This window comes from Lentimicrobium sp. L6 (assembly GCF_013166655.1).
Classification (GTDB): domain Bacteria; phylum Bacteroidota; class Bacteroidia; order Bacteroidales; family UBA12170; genus UBA12170.
The window spans coordinates 1-19,068 of the sequence record NZ_JABKCA010000088.1; the positions used below are offsets into that span (position 1 = coordinate 1).

General features: G+C 34.5%; 17 protein-coding genes. 6 read left to right on the forward strand and 11 right to left on the reverse strand.

Translation table 11 applies throughout. From position 1 onward, the window contains the following. Window positions 1-63 precede the first annotated feature (63 nt). Window positions 64-954: an NADH:flavin oxidoreductase gene (locus tag HNS38_RS17570; RefSeq protein WP_371823817.1), complete on the forward strand. Its 891-nt coding sequence runs from the start codon at window positions 64-66 to the stop codon at window positions 952-954. 606 nt (window positions 955-1,560) lie between these two features. Here HNS38_RS17570 and HNS38_RS17575 read toward each other — a convergent pair. From HNS38_RS17575 to HNS38_RS17620, 10 genes are all read right to left on the reverse strand, one after another. Continuing rightward, window positions 1,561-1,908: a type II toxin-antitoxin system PemK/MazF family toxin gene (locus tag HNS38_RS17575; RefSeq protein ID WP_172284050.1), complete on the reverse strand. Its 348-nt coding sequence runs from the start codon at window positions 1,906-1,908 to the stop codon at window positions 1,561-1,563. Continuing rightward, window positions 1,898-2,128 (reverse strand): hypothetical protein, encoded by a 231-nt coding sequence (locus tag HNS38_RS17580; RefSeq protein WP_172284048.1) that lies wholly within the window; start codon window positions 2,126-2,128, stop codon window positions 1,898-1,900. Before HNS38_RS17580 ends, HNS38_RS17575 begins: the two co-directional genes overlap by 11 nt. Before the next feature lie 58 nt (window positions 2,129-2,186). Then, on the reverse strand, window positions 2,187-2,375 hold the full coding sequence (locus HNS38_RS17585; RefSeq protein WP_172284046.1) for a hypothetical protein: 189 nt from the start codon (window positions 2,373-2,375) through the stop codon (window positions 2,187-2,189). Window positions 2,376-2,929: 554 nt separating this feature from the next. Further along, window positions 2,930-4,090, reverse strand: a complete 1,161-nt coding sequence (locus HNS38_RS17590) for a transglutaminase domain-containing protein (RefSeq protein WP_172346820.1) — start codon at window positions 4,088-4,090, stop codon at window positions 2,930-2,932. 870 nt (window positions 4,091-4,960) lie between these two features. Beyond that, on the reverse strand, window positions 4,961-6,154 hold the full coding sequence (locus tag HNS38_RS17595; protein ID WP_172346821.1) for a hypothetical protein: 1,194 nt from the start codon (window positions 6,152-6,154) through the stop codon (window positions 4,961-4,963). Between the two features lie 7 nt (window positions 6,155-6,161). Next, on the reverse strand, window positions 6,162-6,848 hold the full coding sequence (locus tag HNS38_RS17600) for an ABC transporter ATP-binding protein (RefSeq protein ID WP_172284595.1): 687 nt from the start codon (window positions 6,846-6,848) through the stop codon (window positions 6,162-6,164). Window positions 6,849-6,966: 118 nt separating this feature from the next. Next, on the reverse strand, window positions 6,967-8,199 hold the full coding sequence (locus HNS38_RS17605; RefSeq protein ID WP_172284593.1) for an ABC transporter permease: 1,233 nt from the start codon (window positions 8,197-8,199) through the stop codon (window positions 6,967-6,969). Window positions 8,200-8,211: 12 nt separating this feature from the next. Continuing rightward, window positions 8,212-9,495 carry an ABC transporter permease gene (locus tag HNS38_RS17610; protein WP_172284591.1) on the reverse strand — a complete coding sequence of 428 codons (1,284 nt, stop codon included), beginning with the start codon at window positions 9,493-9,495 and terminating at the stop codon, window positions 8,212-8,214. A gap of 152 nt (window positions 9,496-9,647) precedes the next feature. Continuing rightward, on the reverse strand, window positions 9,648-10,421 hold the full coding sequence (locus HNS38_RS17615) for an outer membrane lipoprotein-sorting protein (protein WP_172284589.1): 774 nt from the start codon (window positions 10,419-10,421) through the stop codon (window positions 9,648-9,650). A gap of 2 nt (window positions 10,422-10,423) precedes the next feature. Continuing rightward, the gene (locus tag HNS38_RS17620) at window positions 10,424-11,005 is read right to left on the reverse strand and encodes a TetR/AcrR family transcriptional regulator (RefSeq protein ID WP_172346822.1); all 582 of its coding nucleotides are present in this window, start codon (window positions 11,003-11,005) and stop codon (window positions 10,424-10,426) included. A gap of 494 nt (window positions 11,006-11,499) precedes the next feature. Between HNS38_RS17620 and gldA the strand changes: the two genes are divergently transcribed. Together gldA and HNS38_RS17630 are read left to right on the forward strand one after the other, a co-directional pair. Continuing rightward, window positions 11,500-12,411, forward strand: coding sequence for a gliding motility-associated ABC transporter ATP-binding subunit GldA (gene gldA / locus HNS38_RS17625; protein ID WP_172284585.1), 912 nt, complete (start codon window positions 11,500-11,502; stop codon window positions 12,409-12,411). Window positions 12,412-12,906: 495 nt separating this feature from the next. Next, window positions 12,907-14,337, forward strand: coding sequence for a sodium:solute symporter (locus tag HNS38_RS17630; protein ID WP_172280195.1), 1,431 nt, complete (start codon window positions 12,907-12,909; stop codon window positions 14,335-14,337). A 4-nt stretch (window positions 14,338-14,341) separates the two neighbouring features. On the opposite strand, the gene HNS38_RS17635 is transcribed toward HNS38_RS17630, so the two are convergent. After that, the gene (locus HNS38_RS17635; protein WP_172280193.1) at window positions 14,342-15,478 is read right to left on the reverse strand and encodes an AraC family transcriptional regulator; all 1,137 of its coding nucleotides are present in this window, start codon (window positions 15,476-15,478) and stop codon (window positions 14,342-14,344) included. Between the two features lie 357 nt (window positions 15,479-15,835). Between HNS38_RS17635 and HNS38_RS17640 the strand changes: the two genes are divergently transcribed. Genes HNS38_RS17640 through HNS38_RS17650 form a run of 3 tightly spaced genes read left to right on the forward strand, consistent with a single transcriptional unit; the run spans window position 15,836 to window position 19,036 of the window. Next, a complete protein-coding gene (locus HNS38_RS17640; protein WP_172280192.1) occupies window positions 15,836-16,690 on the forward strand; it encodes a hypothetical protein in 855 nt (284 codons plus the stop codon). Window positions 16,691-16,704: 14 nt separating this feature from the next. Then, entirely contained in the window at window positions 16,705-18,549 is a 1,845-nt protein-coding gene (locus tag HNS38_RS17645) for a hypothetical protein (RefSeq protein ID WP_172346823.1), read from the forward strand. Continuing rightward, complete coding sequence (locus tag HNS38_RS17650) at window positions 18,509-19,036, forward strand: hypothetical protein (RefSeq protein WP_216663772.1); 528 nt, start codon at window positions 18,509-18,511, stop codon at window positions 19,034-19,036. Before HNS38_RS17645 ends, HNS38_RS17650 begins: the two co-directional genes overlap by 41 nt. Window positions 19,037-19,068: the final 32 nt, after the last annotated feature.

Here is a 19,068-nt window from a genome sequence, read left to right on the forward strand (position 1 = left end):
TGATATACAATTATATAAGGTGATTTATTTTGTTAATTACCATGCAACGGTCTTGATTCGTTTATTGATGAGCACAAAAAGCTAGTTGACATTGTGCACTCTAACGATACGCCAATTGCCATTCAGTTGGCTTATGGTGGCTCACAAACAAATCATCCCGACTTTGAGGATGCTTCGCTTTGGGGGCCTTCGGCAATAAAGAACCGTGCTACAGGAATTACCCCTAAAGAAATGACTAATGACAATATTCGGCATGTGGTGAAAATGTTTACCAATGCATCTGTGCGCGCACAAAAAGCGGGTTATGATGCTGTTGAGTTACACGCAGCGCACGGCTATTTATTAAGTCAGTTTTTAACGCCATATTGTAATAGACGTGAGGACGAGTACGGTGGGAATATTGAAAATAGGTCTCGTATAATTGTTGAAGTTATTACAAGTATTCGTAAAGCTGTAGGTTCTGCTTTTGCTATTATGATAAAAATGAATCACGACGATTTTATGGATGAAGGTGAAGGGCTAACTCTTGCTGATGCCATTGAAGTTGCTAAAATATTTGAGAATGCTGGAGCCGACCTCCTAGAGATAAGTGGCGCAAATGAAAGTTCTGGCAAGGGAATAAGTCCGGCGCGTACAAAGATTCATAAGCCTGAATTACAATCCTATTTTCTTGAGCCAACTCAACAAATTGCCAGTGCTGTTTCTATTCCAGTTATGTTAATGGGAGGAAATAGAAATTTTGCGCGCTTACAAGATATTTTGAACCAAACGGATATTAAATACTTTTCCATGGCACGGCCATTACTTAGTGAACCTGATCTTGTGAACAAGTGGAAGAAAAACCCAGAATACAAACCTTTATGTGTTTCTTGTAATGGCTGCTACCGAGAAGGAGAAGTTGGCTGTGTTGTGCAAGAAAAACTGATGGCAAAGAAACATCCTTCAAGGGTTTAGTTTAATCTGAATGTTTTGTTGCTTTAATTTACGCTGATAATAAGAAACCACCGCTATCTTCACTTTTACACAACAGTTTGAATATGCTGCGTGTCGCATAATAGTCAATAAAATTCTTTAGTTCATGGATTGTAAATATACAAATTCATTTTCTTTGAAAATGAAACTACGGCTTGAAGTATATTTATTGTGTGTACCCAGCATAAGAATAACGCACAAAGAGTTGCAAGCTTTGAATAAATTCCAAAAATAGAAATAAAACCTTATGGATTTATCATAAGTTATACTGCTGGTGGGATGTTAATTAACTTCATGAGGATGAACCGAAGAAAGGGAACTCATTCATGCATAAATAGATCAACAATTGGTGAGCTAAACCTGAGCGTAAGTGTAAAAACCTCATCCGTTTGGGTATTCCCATGGTCAAGCATTTTGTGGAAAGGCAGAGCTAAACCATAATTCAGTGGATAATTGTTTTGAAAGAAAGAGTAAAGCTCCCGTAGGTTTGGTGGTTTGCGATCGTTAGGATGCTGTACCGATGTGTCAGCCGCCTCTCTCTGCTAGTGTTTGTAAGTGTGGTGGGTTACTCGGCTTTGGTATCGTGTATTATTCAAGGTCTAGAACTATTTGAATATTTTCTTTCACCAAATCAATCAGTTCATCAGGTAAGATCCCCAGTCTTTTTGTCAACCGTTTATTATCAATCGCACGAATTTGGTCAATCATTATATCACAAGCCTGATGTAAGTTGCTTGTCCCTTTTTTAAGATGTACCCTTAATATCTCAGAACCCATTTTAACGTTTGTTGTAATTGGACAAACAATAGTAGATGGGTGAGGAATCTTGTTAAGCAGATTGGTCTGTATCGCTAGAACTGGTCTTGTTTTACCTGGTTCAGTTCCTATCTGAGGATTTAAATCTGCAAGCCAAATTTCAAATTGTTTAATCAGCATAATCAATCCCCTCGAAGTCATTAAGGACAGACATTGAATCCGCTTTGACTAATCCTGATTCCTTTTTTAGCTTTTTCTCCAGCATCTGTTTGCGTTGAATTTTATTATAAAACTCAATGGCTTCGTTTATATATCGATTTCGTGGTTTCTTAATCCGAGCAAGTATTTTTTCAGTCTCACCGAAAATCGAATCATCTATTTTTAAAGATACTGTTTTCATGATATTTTATATTTATATCACAAAAGTATATCTTTTTAGTATATAAATCAAGTATATTTTATTGGTATTTATTCCAAATATCAAAAATCCATAAATACTCTATCAATGCTGGGAAAATTAGTAAAGGAATCAGAACAATCATGGCTCTTGAAGCTCTACTTGGATTTGCATTCTTAATGTCAACATTATCAGTCAATTCTTTCAGGCGATAATTAGAGATTATCAAATATTTAACTTTAGTACTCATGTTTGCAGAATCTCAGGGCACATACGCTACAATATGAAGCTATATGCAGAGGCCGGGATTTATAAGCTTCAACTTATCAGACCGATACAGTTTTAAGTAAATGTACAATAGTTTGATTTATTTGCTTCGCTCGGCTTATGTTTATTGCTTATTGTGTGTGCCCAGCATAAGCATGGCCCACAAAGCTGCAAGCTTTGAATAAATTCCAAAAATGCAATAAATCATGATGAATTTATCATAAGTTATACTGCTGGTGTGATGTTAATTAACTTCATGAGCATGAACCGAAGAAAGGGAACTCATTCATGCATAAATAGATCAACAATTGGTGAGCTAAACCTGAGCGTAAGTGTAAAAACCTCATCCGTTTGGGTATTCCCATGGTCAAGCATTTTGTGGAAAGGCAGAGCTAAACCATAATTCAGTGGATAATTGTTTTGAAAGAAAGAGTAAAGCTCCCGTAGGTACGGTGGTGTGAGAGTCTTTCTCTGCTAGCTATTTCTGGTAGGACAGTCTGCTCGATTTGGCACTGGTATTGCCTAATTTATCTGAAATTATTCATCTATTAGTCTATCATAAAACAAAGATCTCCTATAGTTCTTTGGAGTATTAAAATATAAATCTAAAAAAAGTCTTTGCTCATTAAAGTACAACATGTTACTCTCAATAGATTTATGAATATTGTCCATTTGTTTTTGGATATTTTGATTGGGACTATCAATATGTTTTAAATATTCAATTGACAAAAAAAAAGAATTCTCAACACTATCTAAGATTATTATTAAAACAGAATCATTTTCAATCGCGGCAAATTGTTTGTTTCTATAATCAATAAACCGATTAAGTTGAAATATACCTTCTTTATATGAATTCAGAGCTATGTGATATGTATCTATTGTTTGATTGTATGAATTATCGTCTATTTCTTGTCTAAATTGATTGATAATGGTAAATATAAAATAACTATTTATACCATTATTCTCTAATCTTCTTTTTGTATTGATTAATTGTTTTGTTATTGATAAATTCTCAAAAACAGTAAGAGAATCATCAAAATTAAAATAAGTATTATTACTCTTAGGCTTCTTCCTTTTGGCACAAAAATTATTATTAGTAATAGGGTAATATAAAAATTGAAATAATGGATCGAAAGGCATATGAGTACGTATTGCTCTTTTAGGGGACATTTTGTAATAATATTGGTCTATTTGTTTTATGTAATTTCCATTCGATACTGAGCCTGACCCCCATGTAGGGTCGAATATATACCACTTCGAATCAATCATTCCAGCACACCAAGAATGAGGGGTGTAATCAATTTCATTATCAATTTTCGTATAACCTGTAATAACAAAACTTTTAATTCCTAACCTATTGGAAATATCACTAAATAATAGGGCATAATTGTAGCAAATTCCTTTGCGAGTTTTTAGGGTTTTTGAAATTATCCCAATCGTATCATAATCAAATGAGTACATATTCTCAATATCATAATGAATATTCTTAGCGATCCAAAAATATAAAGCTTGAATTTTTGAGTCTTGAGTAGAATATTTTGAATGTATATAATTGGCAATGTCTTGTGGACATAAAGTTAATGAATTGGGGATATTAATTATAACATTATCAAAGGTCAACTTATTATTCCTTTGCTGAGCATTTAGAATTCCACTAAGCCCGATAAAAACTATTAATGTAAATGCTATTTTTTTCATTTTGCGTGTTTTTTGCTGGTGTTTGTTATTCATAAAACTCTATTCCAGACTTTTATGAGGCTATTCTTTTATCTTAATCAATCCGTACTGACCTTGCTACGGAGCAAGAGCCGGAATGTGGAGCTCAGCGTTGCTAGTTTATTTTGTTTTTTTGGGCAGCAAAACCTAAAGTCCTTTGGACTACATGGGCTGGCATTTGCAAGCTTTTTGACAAAAATTTGGATAAGCATTGACTCATGCGTGTTTGGAAATTAAGTTTGCCAATTATTTATTTATTTATTTATTTATTCATATCGCAGATATCCATAGGCTTAATTCAGTTTCATAATACCTTATTTGATTTAAAATGAATTTAATATGTTCAAATATAATGCCGTAACCGTAATGTATACATAATCAAGGCATTATGGTTTCGTATTGTAAAAGACGTTGTAAATTTATCTTACACAAGTGTCAAATAATTTAACATGATTTTTTTTGAAATAGGTTTTATCTCAAAGTGTTTTTTGCATTTTATAATAGAAATATTGGGTGTGAAAAATAACTCTTTTGCAAACTTTGGTTTGTAGTGCTGGCATACAGCGGTTTGAAAGGGTGTTGTTTGTTGGGGCAAAATTAATTCTCTCGCACTAGACACTCTACCAAAAGAGCACCAATCCGATCAAACTGCTTTTTGTAATTATTTCAATCTTTTATATATCGTATCAATGTGGCGTTTGCGGTTTTTTTCACTTGTATACGACGATCTAAAAATGGGGTGCTTGGCATTATATAACTTTTCTTTTTTTATTATAGAACTGTAAAGATACTCTGACCCTCCTAATGATATGTGTGATAAGCGTATCTTCTTAATAAATTATGAAAACTAGACTAATTAGAAAAAGCCCAAGAAATACGAGCAAAATACATCTGACCATAGTCTCCGTATTCTGATCCGGATTCTCCGAAAAAGGTTTGGGCAATGAAGTATAAGGACACATCCTTTGTTAATGAGAAATCAACAGAGGGGCCTAAATAAAAACTACCATCAAAGGGATTGATGATTCCTGACATATCAATCTTAATGAGAGGAGTCAAAGGATAAGAAACTTGAGCAAAAACTTGAGCCATTGATAAAGTATAATCCAAGGCAGAAATATTATCCATCATCACAAAGAATCCTCGACCTGCTTTTCCTGTGCTTCCATTGGAATTATAGAGTAGAGAAGTATGTAGAAAAAGTCCTTTTGAGAAGGTATAGTTGAACGAGACAGTAGTAATTAAGGTTTCCTGGAATGCAGTGTCGCTAATCATGGGAGAATAATAGGAGGCTTCACCTGAAAAACCTGCTCCTTTAATACTTCCCGACCAACCAAGGCCAGCAACAAAATATTCTTGATTCATCACACCACCCATCAATTGCCAATCGTAATTCCATTGGTTAAAAACATAGCGAGCGGCGTAGGTACTTCTTTCTTCATAGTCAATTTTATAGGCTACATCTAATGTTGAGGTATAGCCAGTATAATATTGAACCCTGATGGCATCACTTCCTGGCCTTTCGGGATAGTTGAAATTCAAATAATTAAAAGTATTGAAAATATCATTGGGTTGCCAAACCATATTCATTCCCCAGTTGATTCTTTGTCTACCAATCTTGGCATTAAATTTCCCCAACTCTAAAGTGGCAAAAAGCCTATCGATATTAGAATAGAACACACCATTATTACTTTCCGACCATTTCTTGGTTAAATTCAAATATCCATCATCATATACCAGTAAATCATTATAGGCACCATCCAAGGCTTTATTGGTTTGATAAACCATATTGCCAAAAGTGAAATTATTTCTAATTCCAGCTTCCAAGCTTAATTCATTTATGGGATACCAACGTAAATTGATTCTATTATTCAGCTCAGTATAGGTCATGATTTGATCGCTAGAAATTCCTATGGCTGAAAGGTCAGATTTATTATTGGCCATATAAACAGGCATACCTTCTATGCGCCCGTCAATTTCAATTTTCTTTTGAGCTTGAGAGTTAAAAGCCCATAGCAATAATAGGAAAATGATTACCTTTTTCATGATTAGTTTATTTTCTAATTTCGTCAGAACTAATCTTACCATCAGTAAGAGTGACAATTCTTCGTGCTCTATCCATTACTCGTTGGTCGTGAGTAGCAAATAGGAAAGTGATATTTAGCTTCTGATTTAAATCGGCCATCATATCTAATAAATCTCCTGTGGATTGTGAATCTAAGTTGGCAGTGGGTTCGTCAGCTAATATGAATTTTGGTTTACTAGCCAAGGCCCTAGCTACTGCTACTCTTTGCTGTTGTCCACCCGAAAGTTGATTGGGGCGGCTATTGAATTTATCTCCAATGCCTACCTGCTCTAATAATTCCTTGGCTCTTTTTTCTCGTTCGGCTTTTGAAACTCCTTGTAACTCCATGATAAAGGCCACATTTTCAACAGCAGTAAGCACAGGAATGAGGTTGTAAGCCTGAAACACAAATCCAATATGATTTAACCTAAAATCGATGAGTTGCTTTGAACTTAAGCCAGAAATGTCTTGTCCATCTATTTTTACGCTTCCGCTTGTGGACACATCCAAGCCACCCACCATATTTAAAAAGGTTGTCTTTCCGCAACCAGAAGGACCAACAATAGCTGTAAATTCACCCTCCTCAATTTGTAAGTCTATTCCATTAACGGCATGAACAGGAACTGTTTTTTCATTATATGTTTTTCTGAGGTCTTTTATTTCTATAATTGACATGATATATATGTTTTCTTGTTTCTTGTTTTTTTTTAATTGAAAGGTTTGAAGCTCGAAGCATGAAGTTTGAAGCTTGATTTACTTCCTGCTTCCAACTTCTAACTTCCCGCTTCCCACTCTAATCCCTCACTGCTTCTGCGGGCTGTAATTTCAAGGCCTGGCGAGCAGGAAATATGGAAGCAATAATGGCTGTGATAAAGACCAAAAATGCCACGCTTAGATAAAATTCGATGCTAGATTTTGTGTAGATAATGGTATCAAAACCCAAGGAATTCATTCCCTTCCCAAACAAGGATAAATCTAAGCCAACTCTTCCGAAATAGCCAATAACTAAAGCCGAGAAAAAGAGACCAGTAATCGCGCCTACGGAGGAAAGGAAGATAGTTTCCCATAGAATCATACTAAAGACTCTTTTCTTGTTCATTCCAATCGCCATGAGCATTCCAAGCTCACGAGTTCTCTCCATCACTACCATAATCATAGTGTTTATGATTCCAAACGCCAGCGCAATTAAAATAATGATGATGAAGAACCAAGCAAAAGTATCCATGCTTTGAATCATCATATTTAAACTCGGATCTATTTCTTTCCAATCCTGAACGATGATTTCTTTTTGATCCACTTCTGTTTGGAGGAGGCTTATCATTTCATCTTTTGCCTTTAAAGTGAATTGGTCGTCATCCATCGAAATAGCAATCTCAGACACATAGTTTTGTGGAGTTTTGAGAAGCTTTTGTAATTCATCTTTCAATACAAAAACATGAATCCCATCAAACATATCGTTGTTTGTATTATAAATACCCCAAACTTTAAAGGCAGCATAAACCACTTCTCCTTCACCATCTGCCATCGATAAAATAACTTTATCTCCTATATCGGCATTTAGCTTTTCCGATAGTTTTTTGCCAATAAGAATAGGGATTTGAAAGGAGGCTTTTAGATATTCCCCTTCATAAAGCTTTTGATGAATTTTAGTCACTTCCTTTTCCATTTTTGGGTCGATTCCATTAATCATGACTCCGGTATTGGCTTCAGCAGTGCTGGCCATTCCTGTTTCATTAATTCTGGGACTGATACCCTTAATGCCTTCAACAGCTTTAATTTTATCTATCACTGCAATGCCATTTTCAATTCCATTGTTTATGGATTCGTCTAAAAGAAAGCTAGGGTGATGTATTTGTATATTAGCAGTCTCGTTGCTAATTACGGCATTGATTCTTTGGTCTAGCATCCCCACAAAGAAGGCATTGGTAAATATACCGCCAAAGAGACCTACCGCTATGGCAAGGATAATTATTAAGCTACGAAGCTTATTACGCCAAACATTTTTCCATGATATTTTTATATTCATAAGGCTTATTTTTTAACGTGCATCAGTAGGTTTAATTCTCATAATACTATAGATAGGGTAGAGGGCTGCAATAAAGGAAATCAATAAAATAACGATTCCTTGCCCAAAAAATATCATAGGGTCCATAGAAAATGGAAGTATAGGTTCTATATTATAGGATTCCATCATGGTGGCCATTTCTCCTTGTAGTAGAATTGGATTTACATTGAGATAATAAACAAAAGGAAGACTGAGGAGGATTCCTATGACCACGCCTCCAATTCCTAAAACTATCGTTTCAAATATCATCATCAAGGTTAATCTGCTTTTTCTCATTCCCACAGAAACCATCACAGCCATTTCTTTTCTTCTTTCTAGGCTGATCATAATAATGGTTCCCAATAATCCGAAACCCACAATTACATAAAGTAGTCCCATCATCATAATTCCACCAGCATTATCAAGTTGAATAGCTTGAACGAGTTCGGCGAGCATGCTGCCCCAAGTCATTACCTCGTATTTTTCGCCAAGGGTTTTTGAAAGCTCTATTTGGGTCTCCTCTATTTTTTCAGGATCATGTAAATCTAATGATATCGAGGTGCAAAGATTGGGAACGTAGGGGCTAAATACATACTGAGCTTCTTGTAAACTCATATAAACCATAGAGCCATTTTGCTGAGGAGTTGGTAAGCTAATAATTCCTCTAATGGGGAATAAGCCAAAGGCACTGTTTCCTTGATAGCCGGAACTGATAATCACCAAGCTATCTTGCAGCATTTCTACATTTTTGAAAAATGTCATACTTCCGTCTTCTTCAATTATAGTATCCTTGGTGATTTTAGCCAGTTTAAGGAATTTGGCTAAGTTCTCGGCTACCAATATGCCATTATCATGATTGCTTAAGTAATTACCCCAAATGATTTTCTTGGCTAAAGCGGTATGTCTGTTTTCCAATTCAGGATTTGCACCTATAACCATACCTGCTTTAGTTTGATTGCCTGAAGAGCACAGTCCAAAATTACTGAGCCTTGGTGTAACTTCCTTCACATTTGGAATAGAGCGTATGCTTTCCCTGAGTTCTGGTGATATAACCATGGCTTTATTGATGTTTTGATTATCCCAATATCCATCTTTGTGAATCTCGATATAGCCCACTTGATTGATGCCACCTTGAATCATTTGGCTATAAGTACCCTTTTGCATGGAGCGCATAAATACCGAGAGAAATACTGCCATGAAGATGGCGGCCATTGTAATCAGTGACCTCCTCTTGTTGCGCCATATATTTCTCCAGGCTATAATTAATGATGTTTTCATAATTTGTTATTTGTCCTTGTTGAGACATTGATCTTGTACCCTGAGTTTGTTGAAGGGTATTATGCTTATTGTTATTTGGTTTGAAGCATGAGGTTTGAAGCACGAAGATTCTTCCTTCTTCCTTCTAGCTTCCAACTTCTAACTTTTTCTTTTTATTCTGGACGTATCCTCTTCATCATCTGCTGAGAGAACATCTTTTCATTAATGTCCTTCACATTGTACTCTGCATCTGTTATTATCATGATGGTTTTATGACCTTCCTTTTTTACCGGAATCATTTCCATGTAAGAAGGGAGTTCGCGATCTCCAAACATTTTTACCTTTGATGAACTTTGAACATTTACCAGAACTCCATCTTCATCGTAGAATTCGCTTTTTAGGCTAAAGGATTTTTCTTTGCTTATCCATAAGATGACTTTTCCCCAAACAACTGGAGCAGAAGGGAGGGGCGTCAATTCAATTTGATAACATGGCATTCCATCAATTTCTTCTTCCTTTAAAAATTGATGGGTGTAATCCACTACCAATGAACTTTCTTTCATCAATTCATCATTATTAAAATCAGAACCCATCCAGCTCGACATCATCATGCTTGGTGGAATCTTAATCATTCTCCCAATACTGGGAATCCAATTCCACATATTCTTCTCTCTTTTTAAGAATACTTGTCCTTTATCTCTGGCGGGTGACATAATATAAATCAGATAATTTTCTGTCCCTATGCTCCAACTTTGCATGCTCACTTCTCTGGTCCATTCAGGACGAATGATTTTCATGGTCATGGTGGTCTTACTTGTTTTTCCTAGAGTGATCTCATGAGCCTTTTTTACTATTTCTTTTGCTTTTTCATCTGTTTGTGCCTTTGAAGGAAAGTTGAGGGCTAACCCAACTAGTAAAAGACAAATCAATATTATTCTTGTTTTCATATCTATTTATTTAATTGATATATTTCACATAATCTTTTGATACAATACTCTTTAGGAAAAGCCTGAGGATTGATGAGATAGTTCATTCCAAAACCATCTAGCATAGCGCCAAATAACTGAGCCTCCTGTAAGGGAGTGTCAAAACCCAATTCTCCGAAAATAGCAGCTAAATTTTCAAATACAGGCATTAGAGTGACCATCATCTCTTCCATGACTAAAGCTTGGACTTCTGTTTGCATCATGGTGGAGAAATAAAGCTGCCAATGCTTCTGGTCTTCATCCATCATATCGAAACTTTGTTCTATCATTTTCTTAAGTTGGTCTTTGGCATTGTCTTCTGATTGTTTCCCATATCCTCTCAATAGATATTTGATTCCATCAGACATAACCTCGGTAAGCAATTCTTCTTTGTTTTGAAAGTAATTATATAGGAGGCCTTTAGATATTTTGGCTTCTGTTGCTATTTGACTGATGCTTGCTTTGTAATATCCATTTTTGGCAAAAATTTCGAGGGCAGCATCGAGTATTTGTTGCTTTCTTTCTTGCCTAATGTTTTCGAATTGTTCTTTTGTTCTTGGTGACATATTTATTGGTCTCATTCTTTAGTTGAAACTGTGTTATTTAGTATTTCAGTTTCTACAAGTTTTGTGGTTCGAAGTCGACAGTCTGAAGCTAGAAGTAAATCTACTTCGGGCTTCCAACTTCCAGCCATATTTAGTAATTATTACAACGAATTTCATTCGTAAAACAGACCTATAATGCTTTCGGTACAAAGAGATTTGTCTATTGACTGAACGATTGGTCAAAATTAGTAAATATTTTCAATTGACCAAGCGTTTAATTAAAAATATTTTCTTTATTCATATTGTTATTGCGATTTTGTTTTGATTGTAAATTGTGGAGGTTGAATAAAATACATAGGAGTTCAATTTGGAATACAGCACAATAGTCTACAAGATAGAAGGCTTTAAGCTGCTGTCTTGGTACTTCCGACCTTTTTCTTTTTTTGAATATATCTTTGAAATACTTTTGTTCATTGGTTTTCTAAAAATCTGTATTTTCGCAAAAAAAATAAAGCATGACCATTGAATTGCAAAATATAACCAAGCTTTATGGAGAACAAAAAGCATTGGATCAAGTTAGCTTAACTATTAATAAAGGTGAAATCACGGGTTTATTAGGACCTAATGGAGCTGGTAAATCAACAATAATGAAAATTATTAGTTGTTTTTTGCCTCCAAGTTCCGGAGAAGCACGTGTTTATGGTTTTGATGTGATGGAAGAACCTTTGAAAGTGAAGGCTAAGATTGGTTATTTGCCAGAGCATAATCCTCTATATCCGGAAATGTATGTTAGAGAATATCTCCATTATGTGGCTGGGATTTATAAAATGAAAGATAATATTGAGGAGCGCATTAATAAAGTGATTGAGTTAACAGGATTAAAAGTAGAACAAAATAAAAAGATAGGAGCTTTATCAAAAGGTTATCGTCAACGAGTGGGTTTGGCTCAATCCTTAATTCACGAACCAGAAATACTAATCCTCGATGAGCCAACTACAGGTTTGGATCCCAATCAGTTGGTGGAGATTCGCGACTTGATTAAGTCTATAGGTAAGGAGAAAACCGTTTTGCTTTCTACACACATTATGCAAGAAGTGGAAGCTATCTGCGATAGAGTTATTATTATTAATAATGGTAAAATTGTTGCGGATGATGCAACGTCCAAATTGAGTAAACTTCTTGGAAACACAGAAACCATACAGATAGAGATGGATAAAAAAGTTGAGCTTTCTGAATTGAATAAAATCAAAGGAGTTACAAATGTGATTAAAATAAATGATCTTTCATTTGAGATTATTGCTTCTGGTGATGAAGAAATCAGGAAATCATTGTTTCAGTGGGCAGTAAAATCAGATATTCAAATACTGAGCATGAACAAGAAAGATAGTAATCTGGAACATGTTTTCCATCAATTAACAAAGGCATAAAGGAGAATATTCAATAAACCATTGCGCTTATTCATTACTTGGCTACAGATGTTCATTTAGGACATTTAGTTCAAATATGCATCTTATATTTGCCCTGTTGTTTAAGATACCCTATTTAAATAGGTTAACGCATTAAATTTACTTCTCTCCAAGAGTCAGGCAAGCTTCCCCCCAAGCTTGCCTTTTTTTATCTCATTAATTATAACTTTGGTATATTGCGTATAACCATGTTATACACTGGTTTTAATGAGATGTGCTATTCGCGTATTATCATTTGGGACGGACACTTAATAGATAGAATAGCTTGTTTGAACATTTGCTCCTATTAATACAAGTGAGTACTGTACATTTGTCGAAAGAAAAAAGGGAAATACCCGTTCCCAAGATCTTAACGCATTAAATTTACTTCTCTCCAGAAGATTGAAAAGCAAGTCCCCCCTGACTTGCTTTTTTTTTGTATTTCATCATTTTTACTATTTTTACCAAAAACCTTATATGAATTGGTATATCTTTTGGATCCTTATTTATCTAGTTTTCATTATTTATCTTACCGTTAAGCATGTGAATACGCATGACTTAGAGAATTATTTGGTCAATAACCGTAAGACTAAATTACTTCCTTTGGTATTTACAACACTAGCCACTTTTGTTGGAGGCGGGACTTCTATTGGTCTAATGGCTATGGGTTATGAATCGGGATTTGCTGCTGTTGGTATAGGAATTGCTTATGTGATGGGTTTTATGATAATGATTCGATATGCTGGAAGGATTCATAAAATGGGAGTGAAAGAAAATATTTATTCCTTTCCTCAGTTCTTGAATATGCGATTTACCAAATCCAATGAAGAGCCTCGTTTTGCCAGAATGTTCTCAGGAATGGTTACTGGCGTTAATGTTTTTATATTCTTTTTCCTATTAGCAGCACAGTTTGTGGCTATGGCTAGTCTTTTAAAGTATGCTTTTCAAATGGATTATACTTATGCAGCTATTTTATCAGGCTTGGTTATCATAGGATATACAGCATTCGCAGGTATGGCTGGTGTGATTATAACCGATACCATTCAGTTTATTATTATCGTTCTCATGATTATCTTCATCTTTATTCCTGGTATATGGGCGGATACCGAAGGATTAAGTCGTCTTTCAGAACTGCCAACTAAAATGGTTAATGGAACAGCTGAGGGGATAGCTTTTTTAGTGGCCTTGCCCTTGTTTTTAAGTTGGTCAGTATTGGTGAGGATGGATATTTGGCAAAGAGTGTTGGCAGCAAAGAGTGATAAAGTAGCCAAACAAATGAGTTTTTGGTCGGGGATTGGGATGTTGCCATTTTATTTAATTTTTCCTTTGGTGGGAATGACTATTAGAATCACTCATGGTGACCAATTGGTTAGTGAAGATGTAACTTATTTATTTCTAAATGATCATTCTCAGCCTATAATACTTGGCTTTGCTGTGGTCGGCTTATTATCTGCATTAATGTCTTCTGGTGATAGTTTCCTTAATATCATCTCCATTTCTACAGCAAGAGATTTCTTGGGTTGGAAACATAAAGAGAAGTCCTCTTCTCAATTGCAAAAAAGCATTCGATTAATCAGTTTAGTATTTGGAGTAATGGCATTGTTTATTGCTTTAAGCTTTCCCAAGGTGGTGGATTTAATGGTCGTTGGGATATCGATGATAGTGATTTATACACCCATTACACTAATCGCACTTTCTAAAAAAGATCCTTATCGATATCGTTATGTCGCTTTTGTAAGTGTAGTTTTAGCCTTTGTAGTCAATCTTACATTTTTCTTGCTGGGCGTGTTTTTACCGGAACAATTCAATGCGAAATCTTCATTTATCCCAGCCTTCTTGGTTGCAGTGATTAGTACTCTTGCTGGGATGTTGTTTGTGAAGAGGCCAACAAAGAAAACCTTCTCCTAAGTTGTTATAACCAAATTTCTTTTGATTGTTTTATGTATTCAGTAGGGGTCATTTCGCAGTATTCTTTGAAAACGCGGTAGAAGGTACTCCTGGAATTAAATCCAGAATCGGTAACAACGGAATCGATACTATATTGATGAGAGATATTTCGCAATAATTCTTTACTTGTATTTACTCTCATCATGTTCACGAAATGATAAAAATTTTCATAGCCTCCTATTTTAACATATTTGCTCAATTTGTACTTTGCAATACCCAATTGATTGGAGGCTTCTTGTAAACATATATCTTGGAGTAAATACAGTTGCTGATCTTTAAATTTATTTAGAATAATATTGGATTCTTCTTTGATATCATCTTCAATATCATGTATATGCTGTTCTGAATGAATAGAGCTTTTGTAGTATACGGTTTTTTGTAATATGGAATAAATTAAAAAGTAAAATGCGATGAAAAGGAGGAATAATGCAGTTAATACAAATATAATTGGAATATTGAAAAGGCCAAATAGTTCAAAACCAGATATAAATCCATTAATAATAAATAAATAACTTACCCATTTTATCCAGTTTAAATTAGTAAAGGATACAAAAGAATTATGGTCTAAGAAGCTTTTCTTTAATTTGATATAGGTTCTTGAGATCAGAATGGAGTATATGATGGCCTGAATAAGTGCGATGCTTCTTGCTGTAATGGCTAAGAGATTAAAATAGAAATTCTCATCCCATTGAATACTCAGGATGGAAGATATCTTAATGCTTTCAGGATTTGCAATCTCCTCGGCATGTAGGCATGCAATGGGTAAAGTAAATAAAATTTCAAAGAAAAAGGGGAGCAGGTGCGTGAGGTCTCCTTTTTTTAATTTCTTGTTCTCTTGGTCGAGTTTTGAAAAATACAAATATAAAAGAGGTATCATCAATACCTTAAGTGGCCCAGAGTAATAAACTGACCAACCGATATTGTTAGTGAAAAGAAGCATGGCTGGACCCAGAAATAGAAAGGCTCGACTATAATAGAAAAGGGATACATATCCCAGACCATCTTTGCTTGAATTTAATGTTGAAATGCTATGGATGATGATTCCAAACGATATATATACAATGAATAATATAAAGAAAGTTAAGGGGAAAATCTCAATCATTTGTACTTATTATCTGGTTTTGCTTGTATTGTATTTATTTGTTTTGCGAAACCCAAAGTTCATCAAAAAATACATATAAACCAAGTGTATTTCTAAATAGATATTCCATGATAGTGTAAATAATTAACTTGTTTAACCTGCACTGAATCAGCAAGGAATGAGATTGATCTTGCTGATGTGAATATTTTACTTAGGTGTATTTTTGAGCTAGATTGGATTTCTATCCAGAATAATCTATTTTTTTCTATTGTGTTCTATTTAAGCTAATGAGACAGGTTTTTGAGAACTTGGGACTGCTAAATTGCGTTGAAATAAATAGGATTCTCTAAATTTGGTATGAACATTTAAAAAAGTATTATGAAAAAACTATTATTTACAACCGCTGTATTTTTGCTATGTGGCTATCTATATGCTCAAGATACAGTGACGAAGGACAAGAAAAGTAAAGTGTACTTTTCGTTTAACATTGGGATGATGGATTTAGAACTCCATTCTTATTCTTCCCAATTAAGAATCGATACTGAAAGTTTTGGCTGGAATGATTGGGATACTGATGAGCTTGATGAATTTAATTCTCTTTATTCATCAACTCAATTATGGACGAGTTCAAATGTTGGTTTCGCCTATAATATTTTGAATAATTCGCAATCTAAATGGAATATTGATATTGGTGTTGAATTGGGTATTCCAACGGTTAGTCATATCGAAAAAGATAGAGCTGATGATGAAATACAGTTGGAGTTTACTCAAAAGGGAATAAATTATTCTTTGGGCCTATTTGCAGACATTGATTACCACATTAATGAGGACTGGACTGTCATAGCCCAGCCATTGTTTAGTTATGCCAGTTGTAATTCAGATATGAATAGTTATACCTATTCTTTTGAGGGAAGTTATAAAACAGAGTATGAAACTACATTTTCAAGTATATATCCACGATTGAATATTATGGGAGGATATCATGTCAAGAATTTTAGAATCAAGGGTGGTTTGGGTTTGTATTATTATTCTAGTTCTATATCTATTGATATTACAAAAAAAACAGACTTGCAATCATTTTTGGAAGAAAAGGATTATGAGATGACCTCGAAGACTAATTTAGATGCATTATTGGGATTTGATTGGAGCATTAGTGATGCTATTGAGTGGTCTTTGTTTGCAAGTGGATATCAAAATATCACTATTCGTACTGTGTTATCATACAAATTTTAAAGGAGGACTATATTATGAAAACAAGATATATTATACTAACTATTTTATTGGCATTTTTTGTTTCTTTTTCTGCTTTTGCTAAAGATAAAAGAGCCCCAATTATTAATGTACAAACAAGTGGGCATGCTGATGCCGAGGATAATTCGAATTTGTGGAATTTCATGCTATATAATGGGGTGACTTACGGAATTCGACAATGGACTAATGATGGAGATTTCCTTCTAGATATACATAGTCTTAATTCTGATTTGTCTATGAATGACATGTATAGCAATAAACTTAGTGATAGTGAAGGTGTGATTTACCAACGATCTTGCGCCGCTTTCTGGGGGTTCGATGATAAACTCTTTTGTATAAGTAAAAACAACTCTAAGTTTTATTTAAAGTATTATGACTTGAATACCGAAAAAATGCACTCAATAGAAATTACTTCTTCTTTAAAATATAATAATAGTGACTATTATTATACTGCAGCATATGTTTGGGGTTCGAAAGTTATATTGGCGGCAAGTGATAAAAAAGGTAACTCATGGATTTCTGAATATAACTTCGATAATATTAATATAGACCTAGTTTTTAATCGTGATTTAGATTATGGTATAGATACAAAAGAACGGTGGATTACCAGTATTGAAATTGCCAGATATAATTCAAAGAATATTTTAATATTCGGAGTACAAAAGAGCTCAACATGTAGAGCATTCAACCGTGATATTACAAATTTAAATCTTAGTGAAGATGCAAATATGTTTCTTAATTATGTGGGTGGTAGAAATGTAAAAGTGGGTACTGGATCCATTCAATCTAATGGTCAACTTATAGATTCTAAGCCAACTAATCCCAATAGGGTCTGGGCATTTTGGGCTGAGGATGATGACCATAATGATGATGGTTTATATAAGAATAGAATTGATATTATGTTTTTGGAATACTATTTTACAGGCGAGGAAGGTTTGGGCCAGTTAACGGAGAACGTTCAGTATATGAACCTTTCATCGGAAGATTACTATAATAAGCATGGTAAAAATACAGTCCTCAATGTGAGCTATTTCCCCAAACCACTCGATTGCATTAAAAATGATATTAACTTAGAAGGAGATGATTCCTTCCAGAAAAGAATTTTAGTAATTAATACAACCAAAGATAAAACACTTGGGTATAGTTATTTTAATTCTGATATTTACACCATTCATGCTGAAGCACATTCTGCTTATACCGACTTTAGTCAACTTGATGATGAAGAAGGAAGGAAATTTTGGATTTTGGCTGGAATTACCGATGGTGCTCCTCCTGCACCTATAGACTGGGATGTGTGGGATACAATATATCCAGTAAAAACTCAACCGACTAGTTTAGAGTTAGAGTTTTCCAATACGGAGGAAAAATCTTTGTCAATAAAAGGTGAGAATACATATACAAATACAATTGAAGCGGGGCTTGCTTATGAAGGGAAATTGGTCATTCAAAAAGCCGAATTGTTACCCGGTGGCTCTTGGACACAGACTAATGAAAAAATGAATTATAAAAGTAAAGAATTTACTAGTATAGTAAAGCAAACACAAGAGCTAGATGAGATTAATCAAGAGTCTTCCTATTATATGTATTATATTCCAGCATTAAAAAGGTATTCATTTATGATGTTTCCGTGGTGGGATGCCGATATTTATACAACACCAATAAATGAAGATACTACCTATATGTTTAGAAACACAGGTTATACCGTTCATTTTGAATTAGGTCGCCCCTTGAATGAAGCACCGCATTATATTGATTCTCCCAACGATCCTAGTATGATGGATTGGATGAATAGAGATAGTGTTGCTTATTTTGGTCAATTATTATGGTGCACAATTAAATAATGTATTGGAATGGTCTGGGCCTGGTACTTCTGGTGGACAATTAGCAATTGAATCTAGTTTTGAAGATGAAATTGAAAATACAAGTTCTCATAGTGCTTCATTTACCTTTAAGGCAGAAATGACAGTGTTTCACATAAAAGGGGTTTATGATTTCGAAGGGGAAACAAAAATGACTACCCAATATACCAGTAAGTATGCCTTAAGTTCTTCCACTTCGTGGTCAATGGAGAATATAAGTGAAGAAGGGATAGGCGTGAATTGTAATAGTTTGCAAACTAGGGTTTATATGTTTAGAGCCAATGAGGATTATGGTGATTATTGGTATTATGATGATTTTTTGGAGGGTACAAATGATCGTCCCTTTTATATTGCCTATGAAGTCACTAATGTGACAATGGAAAAAAGTGCCATCTCTACTTTTTTTCCAAAAAATGATGAAAATTTTGTAGAAGAGGATATGATTAATTTTATAGGGTTACCCATTTAGTTCACAAATAGTTGTATATGAGTATATTATTT